This window comes from Rhodococcus sp. JS3073, assembly GCF_026810085.1.
Lineage (GTDB): Bacteria > Actinomycetota > Actinomycetes > Mycobacteriales > Mycobacteriaceae > Rhodococcus_F > Rhodococcus_F wratislaviensis.
In genome coordinates, this window is record NZ_CP113951.1 from 1,172,314 (window position 1) to 1,190,129 (window position 17,816).

26 protein-coding genes and 1 pseudogene are annotated in these 17,816 nt (G+C 65.7%); 3 read left to right on the forward strand and 24 right to left on the reverse strand.

Annotated elements, in window-relative coordinates; translation table 11 throughout:
- Positions 1-3: 3 nt before the first annotated feature.
- A complete protein-coding gene (ddaH, locus tag OYT95_RS05695) occupies positions 4-921 on the reverse strand; it encodes a dimethylargininase (RefSeq protein ID WP_268790961.1) in 918 nt (305 codons plus the stop codon).
- A gap of 81 nt (positions 922-1,002) precedes the next feature.
- Here ddaH and OYT95_RS05700 point away from each other — a divergent pair, with 81 nt between their 5' ends.
- Complete coding sequence (locus OYT95_RS05700) at positions 1,003-1,455, forward strand: Lrp/AsnC family transcriptional regulator (RefSeq protein WP_268790962.1); 453 nt, start codon at positions 1,003-1,005, stop codon at positions 1,453-1,455.
- 58 nt (positions 1,456-1,513) lie between these two features.
- Here the strand turns inward: OYT95_RS05700 and OYT95_RS05705 are convergent, their stop codons facing one another.
- The 3 genes and pseudogenes from OYT95_RS05705 to OYT95_RS44655 all read right to left on the reverse strand — a co-directional run bounded on the left by OYT95_RS05705 (position 1,514) and on the right by OYT95_RS44655 (position 4,967).
- On the reverse strand, positions 1,514-1,651 hold the full coding sequence (locus tag OYT95_RS05705) for a hypothetical protein (RefSeq protein ID WP_268790963.1): 138 nt from the start codon (positions 1,649-1,651) through the stop codon (positions 1,514-1,516).
- Positions 1,652-1,661: 10 nt separating this feature from the next.
- Positions 1,662-3,460, reverse strand: a pseudogene (locus OYT95_RS05710) (zinc ribbon domain-containing protein).
- Positions 3,461-4,103: 643 nt separating this feature from the next.
- The gene (locus tag OYT95_RS44655) at positions 4,104-4,967 is read right to left on the reverse strand and encodes a hypothetical protein (protein WP_442972546.1); all 864 of its coding nucleotides are present in this window, start codon (positions 4,965-4,967) and stop codon (positions 4,104-4,106) included.
- Between the two features lie 60 nt (positions 4,968-5,027).
- On the opposite strand from OYT95_RS44655, the gene OYT95_RS05720 reads away from it, so the two are divergent.
- On the forward strand, positions 5,028-5,279 hold the full coding sequence (locus tag OYT95_RS05720) for a hypothetical protein (protein WP_268790964.1): 252 nt from the start codon (positions 5,028-5,030) through the stop codon (positions 5,277-5,279).
- Here the strand turns inward: OYT95_RS05720 and OYT95_RS05725 are convergent.
- The 9 genes from OYT95_RS05725 to infA form a co-directional block, all read right to left on the reverse strand.
- A complete protein-coding gene (locus OYT95_RS05725; protein WP_268790965.1) occupies positions 5,276-5,842 on the reverse strand; it encodes an NADPH-dependent FMN reductase in 567 nt (188 codons plus the stop codon). The genes OYT95_RS05720 and OYT95_RS05725 overlap by 4 nt on opposite strands.
- A gap of 82 nt (positions 5,843-5,924) precedes the next feature.
- A complete protein-coding gene (gene truA / locus OYT95_RS05730; RefSeq protein ID WP_174233897.1) occupies positions 5,925-6,818 on the reverse strand; it encodes a tRNA pseudouridine(38-40) synthase TruA in 894 nt (297 codons plus the stop codon).
- 5 nt (positions 6,819-6,823) lie between these two features.
- On the reverse strand, positions 6,824-7,393 hold the full coding sequence (gene rplQ / locus OYT95_RS05735) for a 50S ribosomal protein L17 (protein ID WP_005239685.1): 570 nt from the start codon (positions 7,391-7,393) through the stop codon (positions 6,824-6,826).
- 27 nt (positions 7,394-7,420) lie between these two features.
- Positions 7,421-8,482 (reverse strand): DNA-directed RNA polymerase subunit alpha, encoded by a 1,062-nt coding sequence (locus OYT95_RS05740; RefSeq protein WP_037244707.1) that lies wholly within the window; start codon positions 8,480-8,482, stop codon positions 7,421-7,423.
- A gap of 116 nt (positions 8,483-8,598) precedes the next feature.
- Complete coding sequence (gene rpsD / locus OYT95_RS05745; RefSeq protein ID WP_005239683.1) at positions 8,599-9,204, reverse strand: 30S ribosomal protein S4; 606 nt, start codon at positions 9,202-9,204, stop codon at positions 8,599-8,601.
- 22 nt (positions 9,205-9,226) lie between these two features.
- Positions 9,227-9,640 carry a 30S ribosomal protein S11 gene (gene rpsK, locus OYT95_RS05750; protein ID WP_005239680.1) on the reverse strand — a complete coding sequence of 138 codons (414 nt, stop codon included), beginning with the start codon at positions 9,638-9,640 and terminating at the stop codon, positions 9,227-9,229.
- Positions 9,640-10,014, reverse strand: coding sequence for a 30S ribosomal protein S13 (rpsM, locus tag OYT95_RS05755; protein WP_005239677.1), 375 nt, complete (start codon positions 10,012-10,014; stop codon positions 9,640-9,642). Before rpsM ends, rpsK begins: the two co-directional genes overlap by 1 nt.
- A 221-nt stretch (positions 10,015-10,235) precedes the next feature.
- A complete protein-coding gene (rpmJ, locus tag OYT95_RS05760; RefSeq protein ID WP_003938068.1) occupies positions 10,236-10,349 on the reverse strand; it encodes a 50S ribosomal protein L36 in 114 nt (37 codons plus the stop codon).
- Positions 10,350-10,436: 87 nt separating this feature from the next.
- Positions 10,437-10,658 carry a translation initiation factor IF-1 gene (infA, locus tag OYT95_RS05765; protein ID WP_003418601.1) on the reverse strand — a complete coding sequence of 74 codons (222 nt, stop codon included), beginning with the start codon at positions 10,656-10,658 and terminating at the stop codon, positions 10,437-10,439.
- Positions 10,659-10,923: 265 nt separating this feature from the next.
- On the opposite strand from infA, the gene dtd reads away from it, so the two are divergent.
- Positions 10,924-11,361 carry a D-aminoacyl-tRNA deacylase gene (gene dtd / locus OYT95_RS05770; protein WP_037245006.1) on the forward strand — a complete coding sequence of 146 codons (438 nt, stop codon included), beginning with the start codon at positions 10,924-10,926 and terminating at the stop codon, positions 11,359-11,361.
- A gap of 21 nt (positions 11,362-11,382) precedes the next feature.
- Here the strand turns inward: dtd and map are convergent, their stop codons facing one another.
- The 11 genes from map to rplE form a co-directional block, all read right to left on the reverse strand.
- Positions 11,383-12,180, reverse strand: a complete 798-nt coding sequence (gene map / locus OYT95_RS05775; RefSeq protein ID WP_061041834.1) for a type I methionyl aminopeptidase — start codon at positions 12,178-12,180, stop codon at positions 11,383-11,385.
- Positions 12,180-12,725 carry an adenylate kinase gene (locus OYT95_RS05780; RefSeq protein WP_009479373.1) on the reverse strand — a complete coding sequence of 182 codons (546 nt, stop codon included), beginning with the start codon at positions 12,723-12,725 and terminating at the stop codon, positions 12,180-12,182. The genes map and OYT95_RS05780 overlap by 1 nt, the downstream gene beginning before the upstream one ends.
- A complete protein-coding gene (gene secY, locus OYT95_RS05785; protein ID WP_005239668.1) occupies positions 12,722-14,035 on the reverse strand; it encodes a preprotein translocase subunit SecY in 1,314 nt (437 codons plus the stop codon). Before secY ends, OYT95_RS05780 begins: the two co-directional genes overlap by 4 nt.
- 190 nt (positions 14,036-14,225) lie before the next feature.
- Positions 14,226-14,669 carry a 50S ribosomal protein L15 gene (gene rplO / locus OYT95_RS05790; protein ID WP_005239667.1) on the reverse strand — a complete coding sequence of 148 codons (444 nt, stop codon included), beginning with the start codon at positions 14,667-14,669 and terminating at the stop codon, positions 14,226-14,228.
- Between the two features lie 2 nt (positions 14,670-14,671).
- On the reverse strand, positions 14,672-14,851 hold the full coding sequence (gene rpmD, locus OYT95_RS05795; RefSeq protein ID WP_005253859.1) for a 50S ribosomal protein L30: 180 nt from the start codon (positions 14,849-14,851) through the stop codon (positions 14,672-14,674).
- Positions 14,851-15,507: a 30S ribosomal protein S5 gene (rpsE, locus tag OYT95_RS05800; protein WP_005239662.1), complete on the reverse strand. Its 657-nt coding sequence runs from the start codon at positions 15,505-15,507 to the stop codon at positions 14,851-14,853. Before rpsE ends, rpmD begins: the two co-directional genes overlap by 1 nt.
- 37 nt (positions 15,508-15,544) lie before the next feature.
- Positions 15,545-15,952: a 50S ribosomal protein L18 gene (gene rplR / locus OYT95_RS05805; protein WP_005239660.1), complete on the reverse strand. Its 408-nt coding sequence runs from the start codon at positions 15,950-15,952 to the stop codon at positions 15,545-15,547.
- A 1-nt stretch (position 15,953) separates the two neighbouring features.
- On the reverse strand, positions 15,954-16,493 hold the full coding sequence (gene rplF, locus OYT95_RS05810; protein ID WP_005239658.1) for a 50S ribosomal protein L6: 540 nt from the start codon (positions 16,491-16,493) through the stop codon (positions 15,954-15,956).
- Positions 16,494-16,507: 14 nt separating this feature from the next.
- Positions 16,508-16,906 (reverse strand): 30S ribosomal protein S8, encoded by a 399-nt coding sequence (gene rpsH, locus OYT95_RS05815; protein WP_005239657.1) that lies wholly within the window; start codon positions 16,904-16,906, stop codon positions 16,508-16,510.
- Between the two features lie 153 nt (positions 16,907-17,059).
- Complete coding sequence (locus OYT95_RS05820) at positions 17,060-17,245, reverse strand: type Z 30S ribosomal protein S14 (protein ID WP_005239644.1); 186 nt, start codon at positions 17,243-17,245, stop codon at positions 17,060-17,062.
- Positions 17,246-17,249: 4 nt separating this feature from the next.
- Positions 17,250-17,816: a 50S ribosomal protein L5 gene (rplE, locus tag OYT95_RS05825; protein ID WP_005239642.1), complete on the reverse strand. Its 567-nt coding sequence runs from the start codon at positions 17,814-17,816 to the stop codon at positions 17,250-17,252.

The following is a 17,816-nucleotide window of genomic DNA, read 5'->3' on the forward strand; positions in this document are numbered from 1 at the left end:
TGGTCACCCCTGATCTTCCGCGATCCGGAGCCCGCGGAAGCCGCGGAGCTCCAACGTGCTGCACTTGATTCCACCACCGGACTTGAGGAATTCCGAGTAGTCGACCGGCACGGGTTCGTACCCGCGGGCCGACAACTGGTCGGCAAGGTGCGAAGCCTGGACGGGTAGCACCACATTCGCGCCGTCGCTGACCAGGTTCAGTCCGAGCCAGTCGGTGTCCGTCTCGGCCGCGATCACCGCGTCGGGATATATCTGCTCGAGCAGAGCGCGACTGTCCGGCGAGAACGCCGCGGGCAGGTAGGCGATGGTCGAGTCGTCGAGCACACCCAGCGCGGTGTTGAGATGGTAGTAGCGGGGATTCACCAGGTTCAACGTGATCACCGTGCGGCCGAGGTGCGCCGCGGCCTCGGCATGCGACCGCGGGTCGGAGCGGAACCCGGTTCCGGCGAGGATCACGTCGCCGACGACGAGGAAGTCGCCCTCCCCCTCGTTGACGTACCGCGGCAGGGTGGGCCTGATCAGCCCGTTGTCCGAGAACCACCGGAACACGTGCTCGGCCTCGGCCCGCCGCTCGGCGGACCGGTAGCGGGCGCCGAGCGCCACACCGTCGACGACAAGTCCGCTGTCGGTGACGAACACCATGTCCGGAAGTCCCTCGACAGGATCTATCGTGAGAACCTCGTGCCCGAGTCGCCGGTAGGTGTCCGCGAGCGCCGACCACTGCGACATCGCACGACCCCGGTCCACGGGCTCCTCGGGACGCATCCAATCGTTGATCGCATAGACGACGTCGAAATACGTGGGCGGGCACATCAGGTAGCTCCGCGAGTGAGCACGCCGGGCCACGCGGGCGGCGTCGCCCGGCAGCTCCGCCGTCTCCTCGTAGGGGTTCTCGGACTCGATACCAGCAGTGGGCGCCATCTCCACTCCCCCTCGATCGGTGTCGGTGAAATCAGTATCCACCCACCAAAAGACCTGATCAATGCGCTAGCGTTCCATCACATGGATGAATCGTTGCGTCTGGACGGGCTCGATCGGCAGATTGTTGCGCGACTGGAGCGCAACGCACGGTCCAGCTTCGCCACCATCGGCGCCGAGGTCGGGCTGTCCGCACCCGCCGTGAAGCGCCGGGTCGATCGACTCGTCGAGTCCGGAGTGATTACCGGCTTCCATGCGGCGCTCGATCCGCGTGCACTCGGCCACGGCGTCGAGGTCTTCGTCGAGTTGTACTGCAGCGGTCGCACCTCGGCCGTCGAGATCGCACGGATCGTGTCTCGTCACACCGAGGTCCAGGAGGCATACACCGTCACCGGCGATGCCAACGCCCTCCTCCGCGTCCGCACCACCGACACGGCACACCTCGAACGCACGCTGGAGAACCTGCGGTCGGAGCCAGCTGTCCTTCAGACCAAGAGCAGCGTCGTCCTCAGCCGGCTGATACCACCCGCCGACTGATCACTCGATCCACCGTCCGAGACCACAGTGCCCCGCAACTGCTGGGGCACTCGACGTGTCAAATGGGATCAGAGCAGGCCGCGGCGTTCCGGTCTTCCGCGGTCTGCATGTCGACGGCGCCCTCCTGGACGACCTTCGAGATTGTCTGCGGAACCTGGAGCAGATCGTCATGGGCGTTGTCCCACTTCGCCTGCACAGCTTGGCGTCTACGTAGATCTCATACTGTCAGCCACTGGTGTGGCAGGTGTTGGAGATGGACGTGCGTCACGGCTACCCGCACCACTTTGCGGTGGTGTGGGTTGGACCGTGTCCCACACCGACGCTTGTGGTGTAGGAACATGCTTGTTCGGAGTTACCCCCATCCGCTGTGTGACGGTGGGCAGGCTGTGTCGGACCCGGCGGTGCCGCGGTCTGCTTGGGGTGGGAGCGTGTTTGTCGCGCGATGGCCGTACCGGCGCGTGTTCGGCGACCCGGACCGCGGCCATCTGCCCGCGCCGCCTCGTGGCTTTGGTTCTGCCGAGCAGCGCGCATTTGGCCAGGTTCACCCCCGCGAGGTGGTCCCGGTTGCCGCCGACCCGGCAGCCCGGGCACCACGCGGTGTGATACCCACCAGGACGGCAGAGGGCTTGGTCGCAGCCCGGACACCATGCGGAGGAACCCCGGGCGGGCACCGAGACCACCGTGATACCGACCTCCGCGGCGGTGTGGGCGAGGGCGGCGGCGGCTTGGCGGCGGGCGGACTTCGCGGCCCGGTTGTTGTTGACGCGACCGTGGCCGCGGGTCTCGAGGGTGGTGAGATCTTCCACCGCAATCAGCTGCGCCTGGGCGGCGGCGGCGTAGTCGGTGACCTGACGGCCGAAGTGGAACGCCAGTTCCCGGTTGATCTTCCCCCGCTTGATACCCACCGCCTCGCGATGCTCGTTCAGGACGGCGATCTTCTCCTCCAGCCGGGCGCGGACCTCGGGTTCGGCGGTGGCGGCGAGCTGTGTCAACCGGGCCGCCTTCCGGTGTAGCAGCTGCCCCTCGGCTTGCAGGCGCGCCAGTATGATCCCGAGGCCGCGGTCGTCGTAGGTCCAACCTCGGTAATCCGACACCAGCCCGCCCGGGCCCTCTGCTGCGATGGCGGCGGCACCGAGCGTGGAAGGGGACCAGTCGACCCCGACCGCGACCGCGGCCGATTCCGGGTCGTCCGCGGGGACGAGTTCCGTCGCGGCACACCGCCACAACAGGCCCTTCCGGTCGAGGATCAGGGTCGGCAGATGCCACTCGGTGACAGCTCTGTCGTGCAGGTGCGCGGGGATGGCGGCGGTCAGCCGCACCAGCCGCCACTGCGCCCGCCCCGCCGGGGCCGGGCTGGTGGGCAGCTTCACCGTCAACACCAGCTCATCACCAGTGACGGTGATCTGCGCGAGCTGCCGATCGGCGGCCGACAGCCGAGCCATAGCGCTCGCCCGCGGCGGTTCCTGCACCTCAGTAATCCGCAACCGGCCGGCCGGTGCCCCAACACCGCGGCGAGAGCGTGCGATGAGCTGGCGCCGAACGCCCCGGACGAAGCCCGGCGGCACAGAGTCGCCCAGCCCGGTGGGCGTCGCCACAACCCCGGTGGCCGGGTCGAATCGAGCCGACAGTGCCGCGATCACGGCGTCCCGGTAGGGCAGGGTCGCCACAACGTGCGCGGTCACCACCCGGGTCACCCGCGAGGGCACGTAAATTCCGTCCGGATAGCTCGCATTCCAGCCGAGGCGGGCCGCGACGACATGGCCCTGTGCGGGCAGCCTCCGGTCCCGGTGGTCACGGCGGCGAGCACATCGAACGTCGCCGGCCGCCACAGCCGCGACACCAACTCGGCGCCGGCACCGGCACCGGCAATCAGATCGAGCAGCCACCCCACCCGGGTATCGACGTCGTCGAGGCCGATCGGCGCACCGGTCGCATCGTCGACCGCCATGTGTCCGCGGGTGGTGAACGAGAACTGCCGCGGCACAGTCGATCCCGGCCCGGTCATGCCGGGCCTAATTCATGAGCGGCGAGCACCGTCGCGTTCTGAGAAGACCCGCGATCGCCCCAGATGCTCACCGGTCACCCCTTTCCCAACCGTGCGGCGGTTTCGCCCCGAAGCCGGTGATGATTCCGTGTAGACCGCAGCCGAGACAACCAGCCGGATAGCGATGCCAACCGTGCCAAGCCGTCATCCATCAACCCCTCCACAAGCGATGCGTCACCCTTCTCACGCAGAACCTCGACTGTAACGCCGACCTCCGACATTTATCCTCTGTGGGAATCCGCAGGCGGGCCGGGGCAATCGATCTCGCCACATGACCTGCACCACCGCGACCCGCCCAGGGCCGCGTCGTCGATCATCCGGCCGCGCCCCGCCGCTCCCGCAAACCCGAACGCGATCGTTGTCGACCCGATACACCGCACCAGCAGGCGCTCTCCCGCAACATCTTTTCCTGATCGGGCAGCGACGCCTCTTGCGATCGCGCCCGACACTGAAATGCGTCCACTCTCTCCGGCGTCTGCTCCCGCACACTCTGATGCGGGCCTGCTTAGATAGGCGTCGCGGTCCGCGAGGTCAATGGTTCGGTGACCCGAACCGATACGCCGGGACAGTAACCGGCCCTCCGATGCCTCCTTGCGCACCCCAACTACCGAAGCTCCCACGTATTAGAGGTAGCGGCAACAGTTGGAGCCTCACGCAGGTCACTCGGGACGGCTTGCAGACGACGCACGAACTCCCCACCGACGCGCTCGCCGCGCGTCTCGTGTAGCACGACAGCTCGCTGGCCGGAACCGACATCGTCAGCCACGGTTATCGCGCCGCGGCGGGCTCCCCCGCCACCGATGTGTACGACCGGCTGATAGGTCCGCTCCCCGCGACGGCGACCCGGATGGTCTGACTCGCCCTGCGATTCGACGCCACCGAGGGTGTCGCTGCCGTGGCGCGGCGTGGCGGCGGCGAGGAATGCGCGGCTCGCCGCGATCACGATCGCGGCGAGCCGCATGGTACGCGAACTGCCTGATTCCGGCTGCCGCGCAAGCATTCTCACGTCCCCCAAGATCGAATCGGCCGCGCTGCAGATCAGTCGCGGCGTCGATCCGAAGACTTTCACGGAGACGTGGAAGCACGACCGCTGCCCGGAGTGTGCAACACCAGCTACGGAGTCGACCCGCGCTACCTGACGCGAGATCTGCTCGCGAAAGCTCTGGGTCCCGTCGAGCCTCGGCACGACCGTGACGATCCGGCTGCGCCCCAGCGGGCACGACGGGCAGGTGAAGGTCGGTGCGGCCTGCCGGGTGACCACCCGCACGACGCTCGAGCCGCTCGCAGTTCCGGGCTCGTCTCTATGCAGGGCAGGCACCGGGACGGACTGCTGTCCAATCTCCCGGTCACGATGTCGGACCTGGAGGACGTGATGCCGTAGACCGACGTGTCCGTGGAGCACCTGCGTGCTCTGCAGTTGCCGCTGGCGGGATGCGGCCAGGTCATCGGCTCCGACGACTAAGGCCACGGAATCACGGCGCGCATTGCCGGCCACAATCCGCAGTTCGACAACAGGTTCAACACCGTCGTGTTCGACGGCGTCAACGCGCTGCCGCCCCGCGCCGGGGTCACCGCCATCTACCTCTACGGCGAACCGAGCCAGTGGCCCGGTGCCGAACCGGACCTGTCTATCGTCCTGCCGAATGCGCTGGGCGACCGCATTCTTCTGTCGACCGGAGGGACGAGCATCGAACTGATGCTGGTCACGATCTCGTCCGAGACGGCGTTCATCGGCCGGCCTCGCGCCGTGGACGAGTACCCGCCGGTCCACCAGTACTAGCCGGGGTACGGGGTTGTCCCGCGCTGAACACGGACCGCGTCGGCCCACCACGCCAGCTGCGCCAGCATGCGGTCAGCCGAGTCGATGGCGGCGCCGTCGGTCGTCTGTCCCTGGTCGTCGAATCTCTTGCGCACCCGGTGGAAGCTCACGCTCTGCCGCACCGACACCATGTGCAGTTCGGCCACGACCTGGCGCAGCTGTTCGGTTGCCCGGAGCCCGCCGGCCAACCCGCCGTACGACACGAAACCGATGGGCTTCGAGCGCCATTCGTGTTTGACGCTGTCGAACGCGGTCTTCAGCGCCGCAGGGTAGCCGTGGTTGTACTCGGAGGTGACCGCCACGAACCCGTCGGCTCTGCCCACTCGCTCCCGGAATTCGTCCGTCACCGGGGATGCGCCGAGATCCTGCGGCAACGGTGTGTCGGCGAGATCGATGATGCCCACGTCCAGTCCCGGGCAGGCGCGAGCGCGTTCGGCGAACCAGCCGGCGACGACGGGAGCGATCCGGCCCACTCTGACGGATCCGATGATGATCTCGATCCGGACGGGTGCGACTGCGGTCATGAACAGGCTCCTTCTCTTCCGGAGCCATCGTAGGTGCTGGCGCCTCCGCAACCGTGGCGGTGATCGACGCAGCGGGTTCCGGTCAGTCGCCGCAGCAGCCGCCCGGCACGGTCCGAACGTCCCGGGTGATCTCGTTGCGTGCCGCCAGATCCGCGTCGTCCGGGTAATCGACGCGCACCAGGGACAGTCCGTGCGCCGGGGCCACCAGGATCGAACTCGACCGCGACTTCTCGCGGAGGAGTCCTTCGACCCAGCCGAGGTCGCGACGTCCCTCCCCCACGGCGAGAACCGCACCCACGAGACTGCGCACCATCGACCAGCAGAAGGCGTCGGCGCTGACGAAGGCCGTGAACACGTCGCCGTCGCGCTCCCAGTCGAAACGTTGGAGATCGCGGACGGTCGTGGCGCCTTCGCGGCGTTTGCAGAACGCCGCGAAGTCGTGCAACCCCAGCAGCGTCGCGGATGCCGAGCGCATGAGTTCGAGGTCCAGGACCTTCGGATACGACACGGTGTCCCGGGCTCGGAGTGGATCGGCGCCGTAGGCTGCCGACGTCAAGCGGTACTCGTAGTGCCTGCGCATCGCGGAGAACCGTGCATCGAAGTGTTCCGGCGCGAAGGAGATCTGCTTGATCCGCACGTCCTTCGGCAGGAACCGCGCGAGCCTGCGGACGAGCCGGGACGGGTCGTCCGGAAGGGCGTCGACCGGAACGTCGACGTGCGCGACCTGTCCGGTGGCGTGGACCCCGGCATCGGTGCGCCCCGCCACCGTGAGTTGCAGCGGCGTGCGCAGTACGGCGCCGAGCTTCTCCTCGATCTCCCCGCACACCGTGCGCAGCCCGTTCTGGCGGGCCCACCCGGAGAAATCCGTTCCGTCGTACGCGATGTCCAGGCGCAGGCGACGGGTCCCATACGAAACGGGCCCGCCGTCCCTCGGGGGGACGACGGGCTCGTTCGATTCAGCGTGTGCCGAAACCAAGTGGACTAGTCCTTCTTGGCCTCTTCGGCCTCGGGGGCGTCGGCCGCGGTGGCGGTCTCGTCCTCGATGGCCTCGACGACGGCGTCAGCGTTCTCGACCTCGGCATCGGTCGCCTCGGCCTCGACGGCCTCGACGACGTTCTCCTCGGCGGGAGCAGCAGCCGGCGCATCCTTCGATGCCTTCACGCGACGAGCGCGGTCGGCCTCGGAGGTGACGGTCTTCTCCTTGACGAGCTCGATGATCGCCATTGGCGCGTTGTCGCCCTTGCGGGGGACCGTCTTGATGATGCGGGTGTAGCCGCCGTCACGATCGGCGTAGAACGGGCCGATCTCCGCGAACAGGGTGTGCACGACATCCTTGTTGCGGATGACCTTCAGAACCTCGCGACGGTGAGCCAGGGTTCCGGCCTTTGCGTGCGTGACGAGCTTCTCGGCGTACGGGCGCAGGGCCTTGGCCTTGGACTCCGTGGTGGTGATGCGGCCGTGCTCGAAGAGCGCGGTAGCCAGATTGGCGAAGATCGCCTTCTGGTGCGAAGCCGACCCGCCGAAGCGGGCACCCTTCTTGGGCTTGGGCATGATGATCTCCTAGTAAAGGACCGTGAGCTACAGCTGTTCGGTCTCGGCGTAGTCCTCGGTGCCCTCGGCATCACCGAAGGAACCGGCGTCCGTGTCGCTCCACGTCCCGGTGGCGGCGTCGTAGCCGGCAACGGTGGTGGGATCGAAGGACGCGGGGCTGTCCTTGAGGGCCAGGCCGAGCGAATGCAGCTTGACCTTCACCTCGTCGATGGACTTCTGTCCGAAGTTGCGGATGTCGAGCAGATCGGACTCGGTACGGCCGACAAGCTCACCGACGGTGTGAACACCTTCGCGCTTGAGGCAGTTGTAGGAACGGACCGTCAGGTCCAGGTCCTCGATGGGCAGTCCGAACGAAGCAATGTGATCGGCCTCGGCGGGCGAGGGTCCGATCTCGATGCCTTCTGCTTCGACGTTCAGCTCACGGGCCAGGCCGAAGAGCTCAACCAGGGTCTTGCCCGCCGAAGCGAGCGCGTCCCGAGCGGTGATGGAGTTCTTGGTTTCCACATCGAGCACGAGCCGATCGAAGTCGGTGCGCTGCTCGACGCGGGTGGCCTCCACCTTGTAGGTGACCTTGAGCACCGGCGAGTAGATCGAGTCGACCGGGATACGGCCGATCTCGGCGCCGGACGCCTTGTTCTGGACGGCGGGGACGTAACCGCGACCGCGCTCGACGACGAGCTCGATCTCCAGCTTTCCCTTGTCGTTCAGGGTGGCGATGTGCAGATCCGGGTTGTTCACCGTGACGCCGGCCGGGGGCACGATGTCGCCTGCAGTCACAGCGCCGGGGCCCTGCTTGCGGACGTACATGGTGACCGGCTCGTCCTCTTCGGAGCTCACGACGAGGCCCTTGAGGTTCAGGATGACGTCGGTGACGTCTTCCTTCACACCGGGAACTGTGGTGAACTCGTGCAGAACGCCGTCGATGCGGATGCTGGTGACAGCAGCGCCGGGAATCGACGAGAGCAGCGTACGGCGGAGCGAGTTGCCGAGGGTGTACCCGAAGCCTGGCTCGAGGGGCTCGATGACGAACTTCGAGCGGTTGTCAGCGATGACCTCTTCGGTCAGCGTGGGTCGCTGAGAAATGAGCATTGGAGTTCCTCCTGTACGGGCGTCCGCTATTTGACGCCCACGATGGGAAAGGCACTTCGTGCCCGTGCGCCTTTCCGGTAGTCGGAACTACCGGAAAGGCGCACGAGCCGTCAGGCCTACTTCGAGTAGTACTCGACGATGAGCTGTTCCTGCAGAGGAACGTCGATCTGCGCACGCTCGGGAAGCTGGTGAACCAGAACCCGGAGACGTCCACCGACAACCTGCAGCCAACCCGGGATCGGGCGATCGCCCTGGGTTTCGCGCGCAACCTGGAAGGGAAGCGTGGACAGCGACTTGTCCTTGACATCGATGATGTCGTACTGGGAGACGCGGTAGCTGGGGATGTCGACCTTCTTGTTGTTCACAAGGAGGTGGCCGTGGGTGACCAGCTGACGGGCCTGGCGGCGGGTGCGAGCCAGTCCGGCGCGGTACACGACGTTGTCGAGACGCGACTCCAGGATGCGGAGCAGGTTCTCACCGGTCTTACCGGGGCGGTTGTTCGCCTCCTTGTAGTACAGGCGGAACTGCTTCTCCATGACGCCGTAGGTGAAGCGAGCCTTCTGCTTCTCCTGCAGCTGGAGCAGGTACTCGCTCTCCTTGATCCGCGCGCGGCCGTGCTGGCCCGGCGGGTAGGGACGACGCTCGAACGCCTGGTCGCCTCCAACGAGGTCGACGCGCAGACGACGCGACTTGCGGGTGATGGGTCCGGTATAACGTGCCATTTTCTTCTACCTATCCTTCCCGCTAGACCCGACGCCGCTTGGGCGGACGGCAGCCGTTGTGCGGCTGGGGGGTGACATCGGAGATGGTGCCGACCTCGAGGCCTGCGGCCTGAAGCGAGCGGATCGCGGTCTCACGGCCGGAGCCGGGGCCCTTGACGAAGACGTCGACCTTCTTGACACCGTGCTCCTGCGCCTTGCGGGCTGCGTTCTCGGCGGCCAGCTGGGCGGCGAACGGGGTCGACTTACGCGAACCCTTGAAGCCGACGTGTCCCGAGGACGCCCAGGAAATCACGTTTCCGGCGGGGTCCGTGATGGACACGATGGTGTTGTTGAACGTGCTCTTGATGTGAGCGGCGCCGTGCGGGACGTTCTTCTTGTCCCTGCGACGCGCCTTCTGGGTCTTCTTCGGACCGGTGCTACGTGACTTGGGGGGCATTACTTCGCCTTCTTCTTGCCTGCAATGGTGCGCTTCGGACCCTTACGGGTGCGGGCGTTGGTCTTGGTGCGCTGACCACGCACGGGCAGACCACGACGGTGGCGCAGGCCCTGGTAGCAGCCGATCTCGATCTTGCGTCGGATGTCGGCCTGGACCTCGCGGCGAAGGTCACCCTCGACCTTCAGCGACTCCTCGATGTACTCGCGGAGCTTGGCCAGATCCTCGTCCGAGAGATCCTTGCTCCGCAGATCCGGGCTGACGCCGGTGGCGTCCAGGATCTCCTTGGAGCGGGTACGGCCGATGCCGTAGATGTAAGTAAGTGCGATCTCCATCCGCTTTTCACGGGGAAGATCGACACCTGCGAGACGTGCCATGTCGGCATTTCCTATCGGTGTGCGGAGGTCTGCTCCCAGTCCATCCCCTGTGCCTCTTCAAACGTCGGCGGTCTCGCGACCGACAATGCTTCAACTAACTCAGTGGGGCCCCGGCCTCCGTGCCGGGGGTGAACCAGTGCCTGCTCGAGAGCCGTGAGTACTGGCTGGTGCTGGGAGGTCATCTTTGCTTGTTGCCAAGCAGATCCTCGAAAAGCGGAGATCTAGCCCTGACGCTGCTTGTGGCGCAGGTTCTCGCAGATCACCATGACCCGGCCGTTACGACGGATCACCTTGCACTTTTCGCAGATCTTCTTGACGCTCGGCTGAACCTTCACGTCTTCTGATCTCCTGTTTTGTGGCAGCCCACTACGCAGATCCGCAGCGGACGTACTTCTCCCCGACCTGGTCGGGCGGGGAAGCTTTTACTTGTACCGGTAAACGATGCGTCCGCGCGACAAGTCGTAGGGCGAGAGCTCTACGACAACGCGATCTTCCGGGAGGATGCGAATGTAGTGCTGACGCATCTTTCCGCTGATGTGGGCGAGAACCTTGTGGCCGTTCTCGAGCTCAATGCGGAACATCGCATTGGGCAGCGGCTCGACTACTCGTCCCTCGACCTCGATGGCCCCGTCTTTCTTAGCCATATCCTCCGCGATCCATGTGGTTTGGCGTGCTTATTGCATCTGTTTCCGTTACCGTGGCGCCCAATGGGATCTTCACCGGCCGAAACATGAACAATCCGGATCGAATCCGGCACTGGGCACGCAGACAACCGGCACGCATAGCGCACCGTTGATCCATGTTACGGGAAATTGCTCACCAGGCCAAATGCGGTCCCTGACGGACCCGCCCGCCGGGCGAGAATTCGACTTCCGAGACCCACCGGCAACGATGCGAAGGATGGTGTGCGTGCGCGCCCTGGTACAGCGAGTGACGTCCGCATCGGTCCGCGTCGACGGCGACGAGGTCGGACGGATCACTCCCCCGGCCGGCGGCCACGGGCTGCTCGTCCTGGTCGGCGTCACCCATACGGACGACGAGGCGAAGGCCGCTCTGCTCGCGAAGAAGGTGTGGACCATGCGCATCCTGGAGAACGAACAGTCCGCGGCCGACCTCGACGCCCCGGTACTCGTCGCCAGTCAGTTCACGCTCATGGCGGACACCCGCCGGGGCCGGCGCCCGTCCTGGTCCGCCGCGGCGCCGAGGCCGGTGGCGGAGCCACTCGTGGACGAGTTCACGGGCGCCCTTCGCGAGCTGGGGGCGACCGTCGAGACCGGCGTGTTCGGCGAACACATGGAGATCAGCCTCGTCAACGACGGCCCGGTGACGCTGCTGATCGACGTGTAGGCCCGCACCCGCAGGCGGTCGCTACTCCGGACGCAGGGTCAGGATGCGCGGCCCGTCCTCGGTGACCGCGACCGTGTGCTCCCAGTGCGCGGCACGGGTGCCGTCGGAGGTCACGACGGTCCAATCATCCTCGAGGACAACGGTATCGGTGGTGCCGAGGGTCAGCATCGGTTCGATCGCCAGAACGGAACCGACCACCAGTTGCGGCCCCTTGCCCGGAGCGCCCTCGTTGGCGAGGAAAGGCTCCATGTGCATTTCCCGGCCGATGCCGTGACCGCCGTAGCCATCGACGATGCCGTACTTGCGGTCGTGCGCGACCTCGGCGGCGCGGGTGCCGAGCTCGATGGCGTGGGAGATGTCGGTGAGGCGGTTGCCGGGAAGCATCGCCGCGATCCCCGCCTCCATGGACAGCCGAGTGGCCTCGCTGAGCTGCTGGTCCGCTTCGATGATGTCTCCGACACCGAAGGTCCACGCAGAGTCGCCGTGCCAGCCGTCGAGAATGGCGCCGCAGTCGATGGAGACGAGGTCTCCCTCGGCGAGAATGTCTTCCGCCGAGGGAATCCCGTGCACCACACGATCGTTGACGGACGAACAGATCGATCCGCTGAACCCGTGGTAGCCCTTGAACGACGGCACGGCGCCGGCGTCGCGGATGACTGATTCGGCCACCTCGTCGAGTTCGAGCGTGCTCACACCCGGCTTCGCCGCATCACGGACCGCCACCAGAGCCGCACCGACGATGGCACCGGCGGCCGCCATCGCGTCCAGCTCGCCTGCGGTCCGGAACGGAACGACCTTGCGCTTACGCCCGAAGCCCATTACTTACCCAACGCTGCCAGTGCGCGCGCGTTGACCTCGTCGACCTCGCCCAGGGCGTCGACGGTCACCAGCTGGTCCTTGTAGTAGTCCAGCAGCGGCGCGGTCTCCTCGCGGTACACCCGGAGCCGGTTGCGGATGACGTCTTCCTTGTCGTCGGCGCGGCCACGGGCCAGCATCCGCTCGACCACGACGTCCTCGTCGACGATGAAGGACAGCACTGCGTCGAGCTTGGTGTTCAGCTCGGCGAGGATCGCCTCGAGCGCCTGAGCCTGGTCGACGGTCCGGGGGAAGCCGTCCAGGAGGAATCCGTTGGCCGCATCCGGCTCGCCGACGCGGGCCTTCACCATGTTGTTGGTGATCTCGCTGGGAACCAGGTCCCCGGCGTCCAGGTACTTCTTCGCCTCGAGGCCGAGGGGGGTGGCCTGGCCGATGTTTGCGCGGAACAGGTCGCCCGTGGAGATGTGGGGGACGCCGAGCTTCTCGGACAGAATCGCGGCCTGGGTGCCCTTGCCTGCACCGGGAGGACCAAGGAGGACAAGTCTCACTTGAGAAACCCTTCGTAGTTACGTTGCATCAATTGACTTTCGATCTGCTTGACCGTGTCCAGGGCGACGCTGACGAGAATCAGCACGGCCGCACCACCGAAGATGCTGCTGGAGGTCTGGCTTCCGGACAGGAAGAAGTGGGGCAGCACCGCGATCAGGCCGAGGTAGATCGAGCCGGGAACGGTGATGCGGTTGAGCACGTAATTCAGGTAGTCCGCGGTGGGGCGACCCGGGCGGATACCGGGAATGAAGCCGCCGAACTTCTTCATCTCGTCCGCGCGCTCTTCCGGATTGAACGTGATCGCGACGTAGAAGAACACGAAGAACACGATCAGCGCGAAGTAGATGACGATGTACACCGGGTTGTTCGGATTCACCAGGTACTCGTTGATGATCCGCTGCCACCAGCTGGGATCGGCGGACGACGTGGCGCCGGTGAGCTGCGCGATGAGGTTCGGCAGATACAGCAGCGACGACGCGAAGATGACGGGGATGATGCCGGCCTGGTTGACCTTGAGGGGCAGGTACGTCGACGAGCCGCCGTACATCTTGCGGCCGACCATGCGCTTGGCGTACTGGACCGGGATGCGCCGCTGGCCCTGCTCGACGAAGACGACGCCGGCGATGATGGCGAGCGCCGCGACGCAGATGATCGCGAAGATCAGTCCCCCGCGGCTGTCCAGGATGGCCTTGCCCTCGGACGGCAGGCGGGACGCGATACCCGAGAAGATCAGCAGCGACATGCCGTTACCGACACCGCGCTCGGTGATGACCTCACCGAACCACATGACGAGCGCAGCGCCTGCGGTCATGACCAGCACGATGATCACGAGGCCGAAGATGCTCTTGTCGGCGATGATCTCTTCCTGGCATCCCTGCAGCAGCTGGCCGCGCGACGCGAGCGCCACGATGCCGGTGGCCTGCAGGATCGCCAGGGCGATCGACAGATAACGCGTGTACTGCGTCATCTTCGCCTGGCCGGACTGGCCTTCCTTCCGGAGTTCCTCGAACTTCGGGATGACGACCGTCAACAGCTGGACGATGATGCTGGCCGTGATGTACGGCATGATGCCGATCGCGAAAATGGACAGCTGGAGCAGCGCGCCGCCGGAGAACAGGTTGATCAGCGAGTAGATACCCGCGGAATCGCCGCCCGACAACTGATCGACGCAGGCTCGGACGTTGCCGTAGTCGACGCCCGGCGACGGAATCACCGCGCCGATGCGATAGAGCGCAACGAGACCGAGCGCGATGAGGATCTTCCGCCTCAGGTCCGGGGTCCTGAGGGCCGAGACGAAGGCGGAAAGCAAAGATCCTCCTGGCACGACGGTGGGGAGACGAGTCGATAGCAGACTTGTCCGTGAATGAACTCTAGAACTCTAACAGTGGCAACTGAACGCACAGTTGGGAGACCTGCGGCAGTGCTGCCCGTACAGCCGCAAATGGCCGCAGTACAGCGCGAGGCTGTACTGCGGCCATCTACTGGCTAGCGGTGATAGCTCACAGCTCGGTGGCGGTACCACCGGCAGCAGCGATCTTCTCCTTGGCGGAGCCGGTGAACTTGTCGACCGTCACCTGGACGGCGACAGTCAGGTCGCCGTCGCCGAGAACCTTGACGAGCTGGTTCTTGCGAACGGCACCCTTCGCAACGAGGTCCTCGACCGTGACCTGTCCACCCTCGGGGAACAGACGGGCGATGTCGCCGACGTTGACGACCTGGTACTCGGTGCGGAACGGGTTGGTGAAGCCCTTGAGCTTGGGCAGACGCATGTGCAGCGGCATCTGTCCACCCTCGAAGGCGGCGGGCACGTTCTTGCGGGCCTTGGTGCCCTTCGTGCCGCGACCGGCGGTCTTGCCGCGCTTGCCGCCTTCACCACGACCGACACGAATCTTGTCGGACTTGGCTCCCGGCGCGGGGCGCAGGTGATGCAGTTTGATGGTCATGGTTAGACCTCCTCAACTGTGACGAGGTGGCGCACCACGTTGATCAGACCGCGGTTCTGGGCATTGTCCTCGCGGACAACCGTCTGACGGATGCCCTTCAAGCCGAGGGTGCGCAGCGAGTTCCGCTGGTTCTGCTTGGTACCGATGGTGCTCTTGATCTGAGTGACCTTGAGTTCGGCCATTACTTCACGCTCCCAGCCTGTGCGCGCGCACGCAGCATGCCGGCGGGTGCCACGTCTTCGAGGGGGAGACCGCGGCGAGCCGCAACTTCCTCGGGACGCTGCAGACCCTTGAGCGCAGCAACGGTCGCATGCACGACATTGATGGCGTTGTCGCTACCGAGCGACTTCGACAGGATGTCGTGGATACCGGCGCACTCCAGCACGGCACGCACCGCGCCACCGGCGATGACACCGGTACCGGGGCTTGCCGGACGCAGCATGACGACGCCCGCTGCGGCCTCACCCTGAACCGGGTGCGTGATGGTGCTGCCGATCATCGGAACGCGGAAGAAGCTCTTGCGAGCCTCCTCGACGCCCTTCTGGATGGCCGCAGGAACTTCCTTGGCCTTGCCGTAGCCGACGCCGACGAGTCCGTTGCCGTCGCCCACGATCACCAGAGCGGTGAAGCTGAAGCGACGACCACCCTTGACGACCTTCGACACGCGGTTGATCGTGACGACGCGCTCGATGTGGTTCGACTTCTCGGCCGACTGTCCGCCGCGACGATCGTCGCGACCGCCACCACGACGGTCGCCGCCGCCGCGGTTGTCCCCGGTGTTGGGGCCATTCTGTCCGGCGGGTCCGCTTCCGCCGTCACGCCTCTGACGTCCCGGCATCAGGCTGTCCTTCCGTTCATGTACTCGGTCTTGGTCATCAGAACTTCAACCCGCCTTCGCGAGCTGCGTCCGCAAGGGCCGCGATGCGACCGTGGTAGCCGTGTCCACCGTGGTCGAACACGACGGCCTCGACACCGGCTGCCTTCGCGCGCTCGGCGATCAGCTGACCGACCTTCGCACTGAGGGCCTTCTTGTCGCCGTCCGCCGCACGCACGTCGGCCTCGGTGGTCGACGCCGCAGCCAGGGTGTGGCCTGCGAGGTCGTCCACGAGCTGGACGTGGATGTGGCGCGAGGACCGGTTGACGACCAGGCGGGGACGCTCGGGCGTGCCGGAGACCTTCTTGCGGAGACGGAAGTGACGACGCACCTTCGACAGGCGACGCTTCGTGGACGCATCCTTGCCGAGCGGAATCCGCTTGGCTTTCTGGTTTGCAGTCTGGCTCATATCACTTACCCGTCTTTCCGACCTTGCGGCGGATCTGCTCACCCTCGTAACGCACGCCCTTGCCCTTGTACGGGTCCGGACGACGGAGACGACGGATGTTGGCCGAGATCTGCCCGACCTTCTGCTTGTCGATGCCCGACACCGAGAACTTGGTGGGCGACTCGACCGCGAAGGTGATGCCTTCCGGAGCCTCGATCGGGACCGGGTGGCTGTAGCCGAGTGCGAACTCGAGGTCCTTGCCCTTGAGAGCAACGCGGTAACCGACGCCGTGAATCTCCATCTTGGTGGTGTAACCGTCGGTGACACCGGTGATGAGGTTCTGCACCAGGGTGCGAGACAGGCCGTGCAGCGCGCGGCTGCGACGCTCGTCGTCCGGACGGGTCACGCTGAGCGTGCCGTCGTCGTTCTTCGCAATGGCAATCGGCTCGGAGATCGTCAGGGCCAGCGTGCCCTTGGGACCCTTGACCGTGACGTCCTGGCCGTCGATCGAGACGTCGACGCCGCCGGGGACGGTGACGGGAATCTTTCCAATACGCGACATTGTGGTGGCCTCCCTTACCAGACGTAGGCGAGGACTTCCCCGCCCACTCCTTGATTGGCCGCCTGGCGATCGGTGAGCAGGCCGGTGGACGTGGAAATGATCGCCACGCCGAGGCCGCCCAGAACCTTGGGCAGGTTGGTGGACTTCGCGTACACACGCAGACCGGGCTTGGAGACGCGACGCACGCCGGCAAGGCTGCGCTCACGGCTCGGGCCGTACTTCAGGTCGACGATGAGGGTCTTGCCCACCTCGGCGTCTTCGGTGCGGTAGTCGGCGATGTAACCCTCGCGCTTGAGGATCTCGGCGATGTTCGCCTTGATCTTCGAGTGGGGCAACTTCACCTCATCGTGGTACGCCGTGTTGGCGTTGCGCAGACGCGTCAAGAAGTCTGCGATGGGGTCGGTCATGGTCATGAGGTTGACCTCTACCTTTCTCACAACGGTTCCCTCTGCCGTTTCCGGCGCAGGCCTATCGCGAAGTAGGTCTTACGTTTCCCGGTCCGAGGTTACGAACCGGAAGTCTGTGGGGGTGACGCCGCCGCCGGAGAGGGCAACGGCGTCACCGGCTCACCAGGAGCTCTTGTGAACGCCGGGCAGCTCGCCGGCGTGCGCCATCTCACGGACGCAGATTCGGCACAGGCCGAACTTGCGGAACACCGAGTGCGGACGGCCGCATCGCTGGCAGCGGGTGTAGGCGCGCACCGCGAACTTGGGCTTCTTGTTGGCCTTGTTGACCAATGCCTTCTTAGCCATTAGCTCAGTTCTCCTTGAACGGGAAGCCGAGGTGCTTCAGCAGGGCACGGCCTTCTTCGTTGTTGGTCGCGGTGGTCACCACGGTGATGTCCATGCCGCGAGGGCGGTCGATCTTGTCCACGTCGATCTCGTGGAACATCGACTGCTCGTTCAGGCCGAACGTGTAGTTGCCGTTGCCGTCGAACTGGTTGCCCGACAGGCCGCGGAAGTCCCTGATGCGGGGAAGCGCGACGGATACGAGACGGTCCAGGAACTCCCACATGCGGTCGCCACGCAGCGTGACGCGGGCACCGATCGGCATTCCCTCGCGGAGCTTGAACTGCGCGATGGACTTGCGTGCCTTGCGGATCTCGGGCTTCTGACCGGTGATCAGAGCGAGATCGTTGACGGCACCGTTGATCAGCTTGGCGTCGCGCGCGGCGTCACCGACACCCATGTTGACGACGACCTTGACGACGCCGGGGATCTGCATCACGTTGGCGTAGTCGAACTCGGTGTTCAGCGCAGCCTTGATCTCCTCGCGGTAGCGAGTCTTCAGGCGCGGCTGGATCTTGTTCTCAGTGGAGGTCAT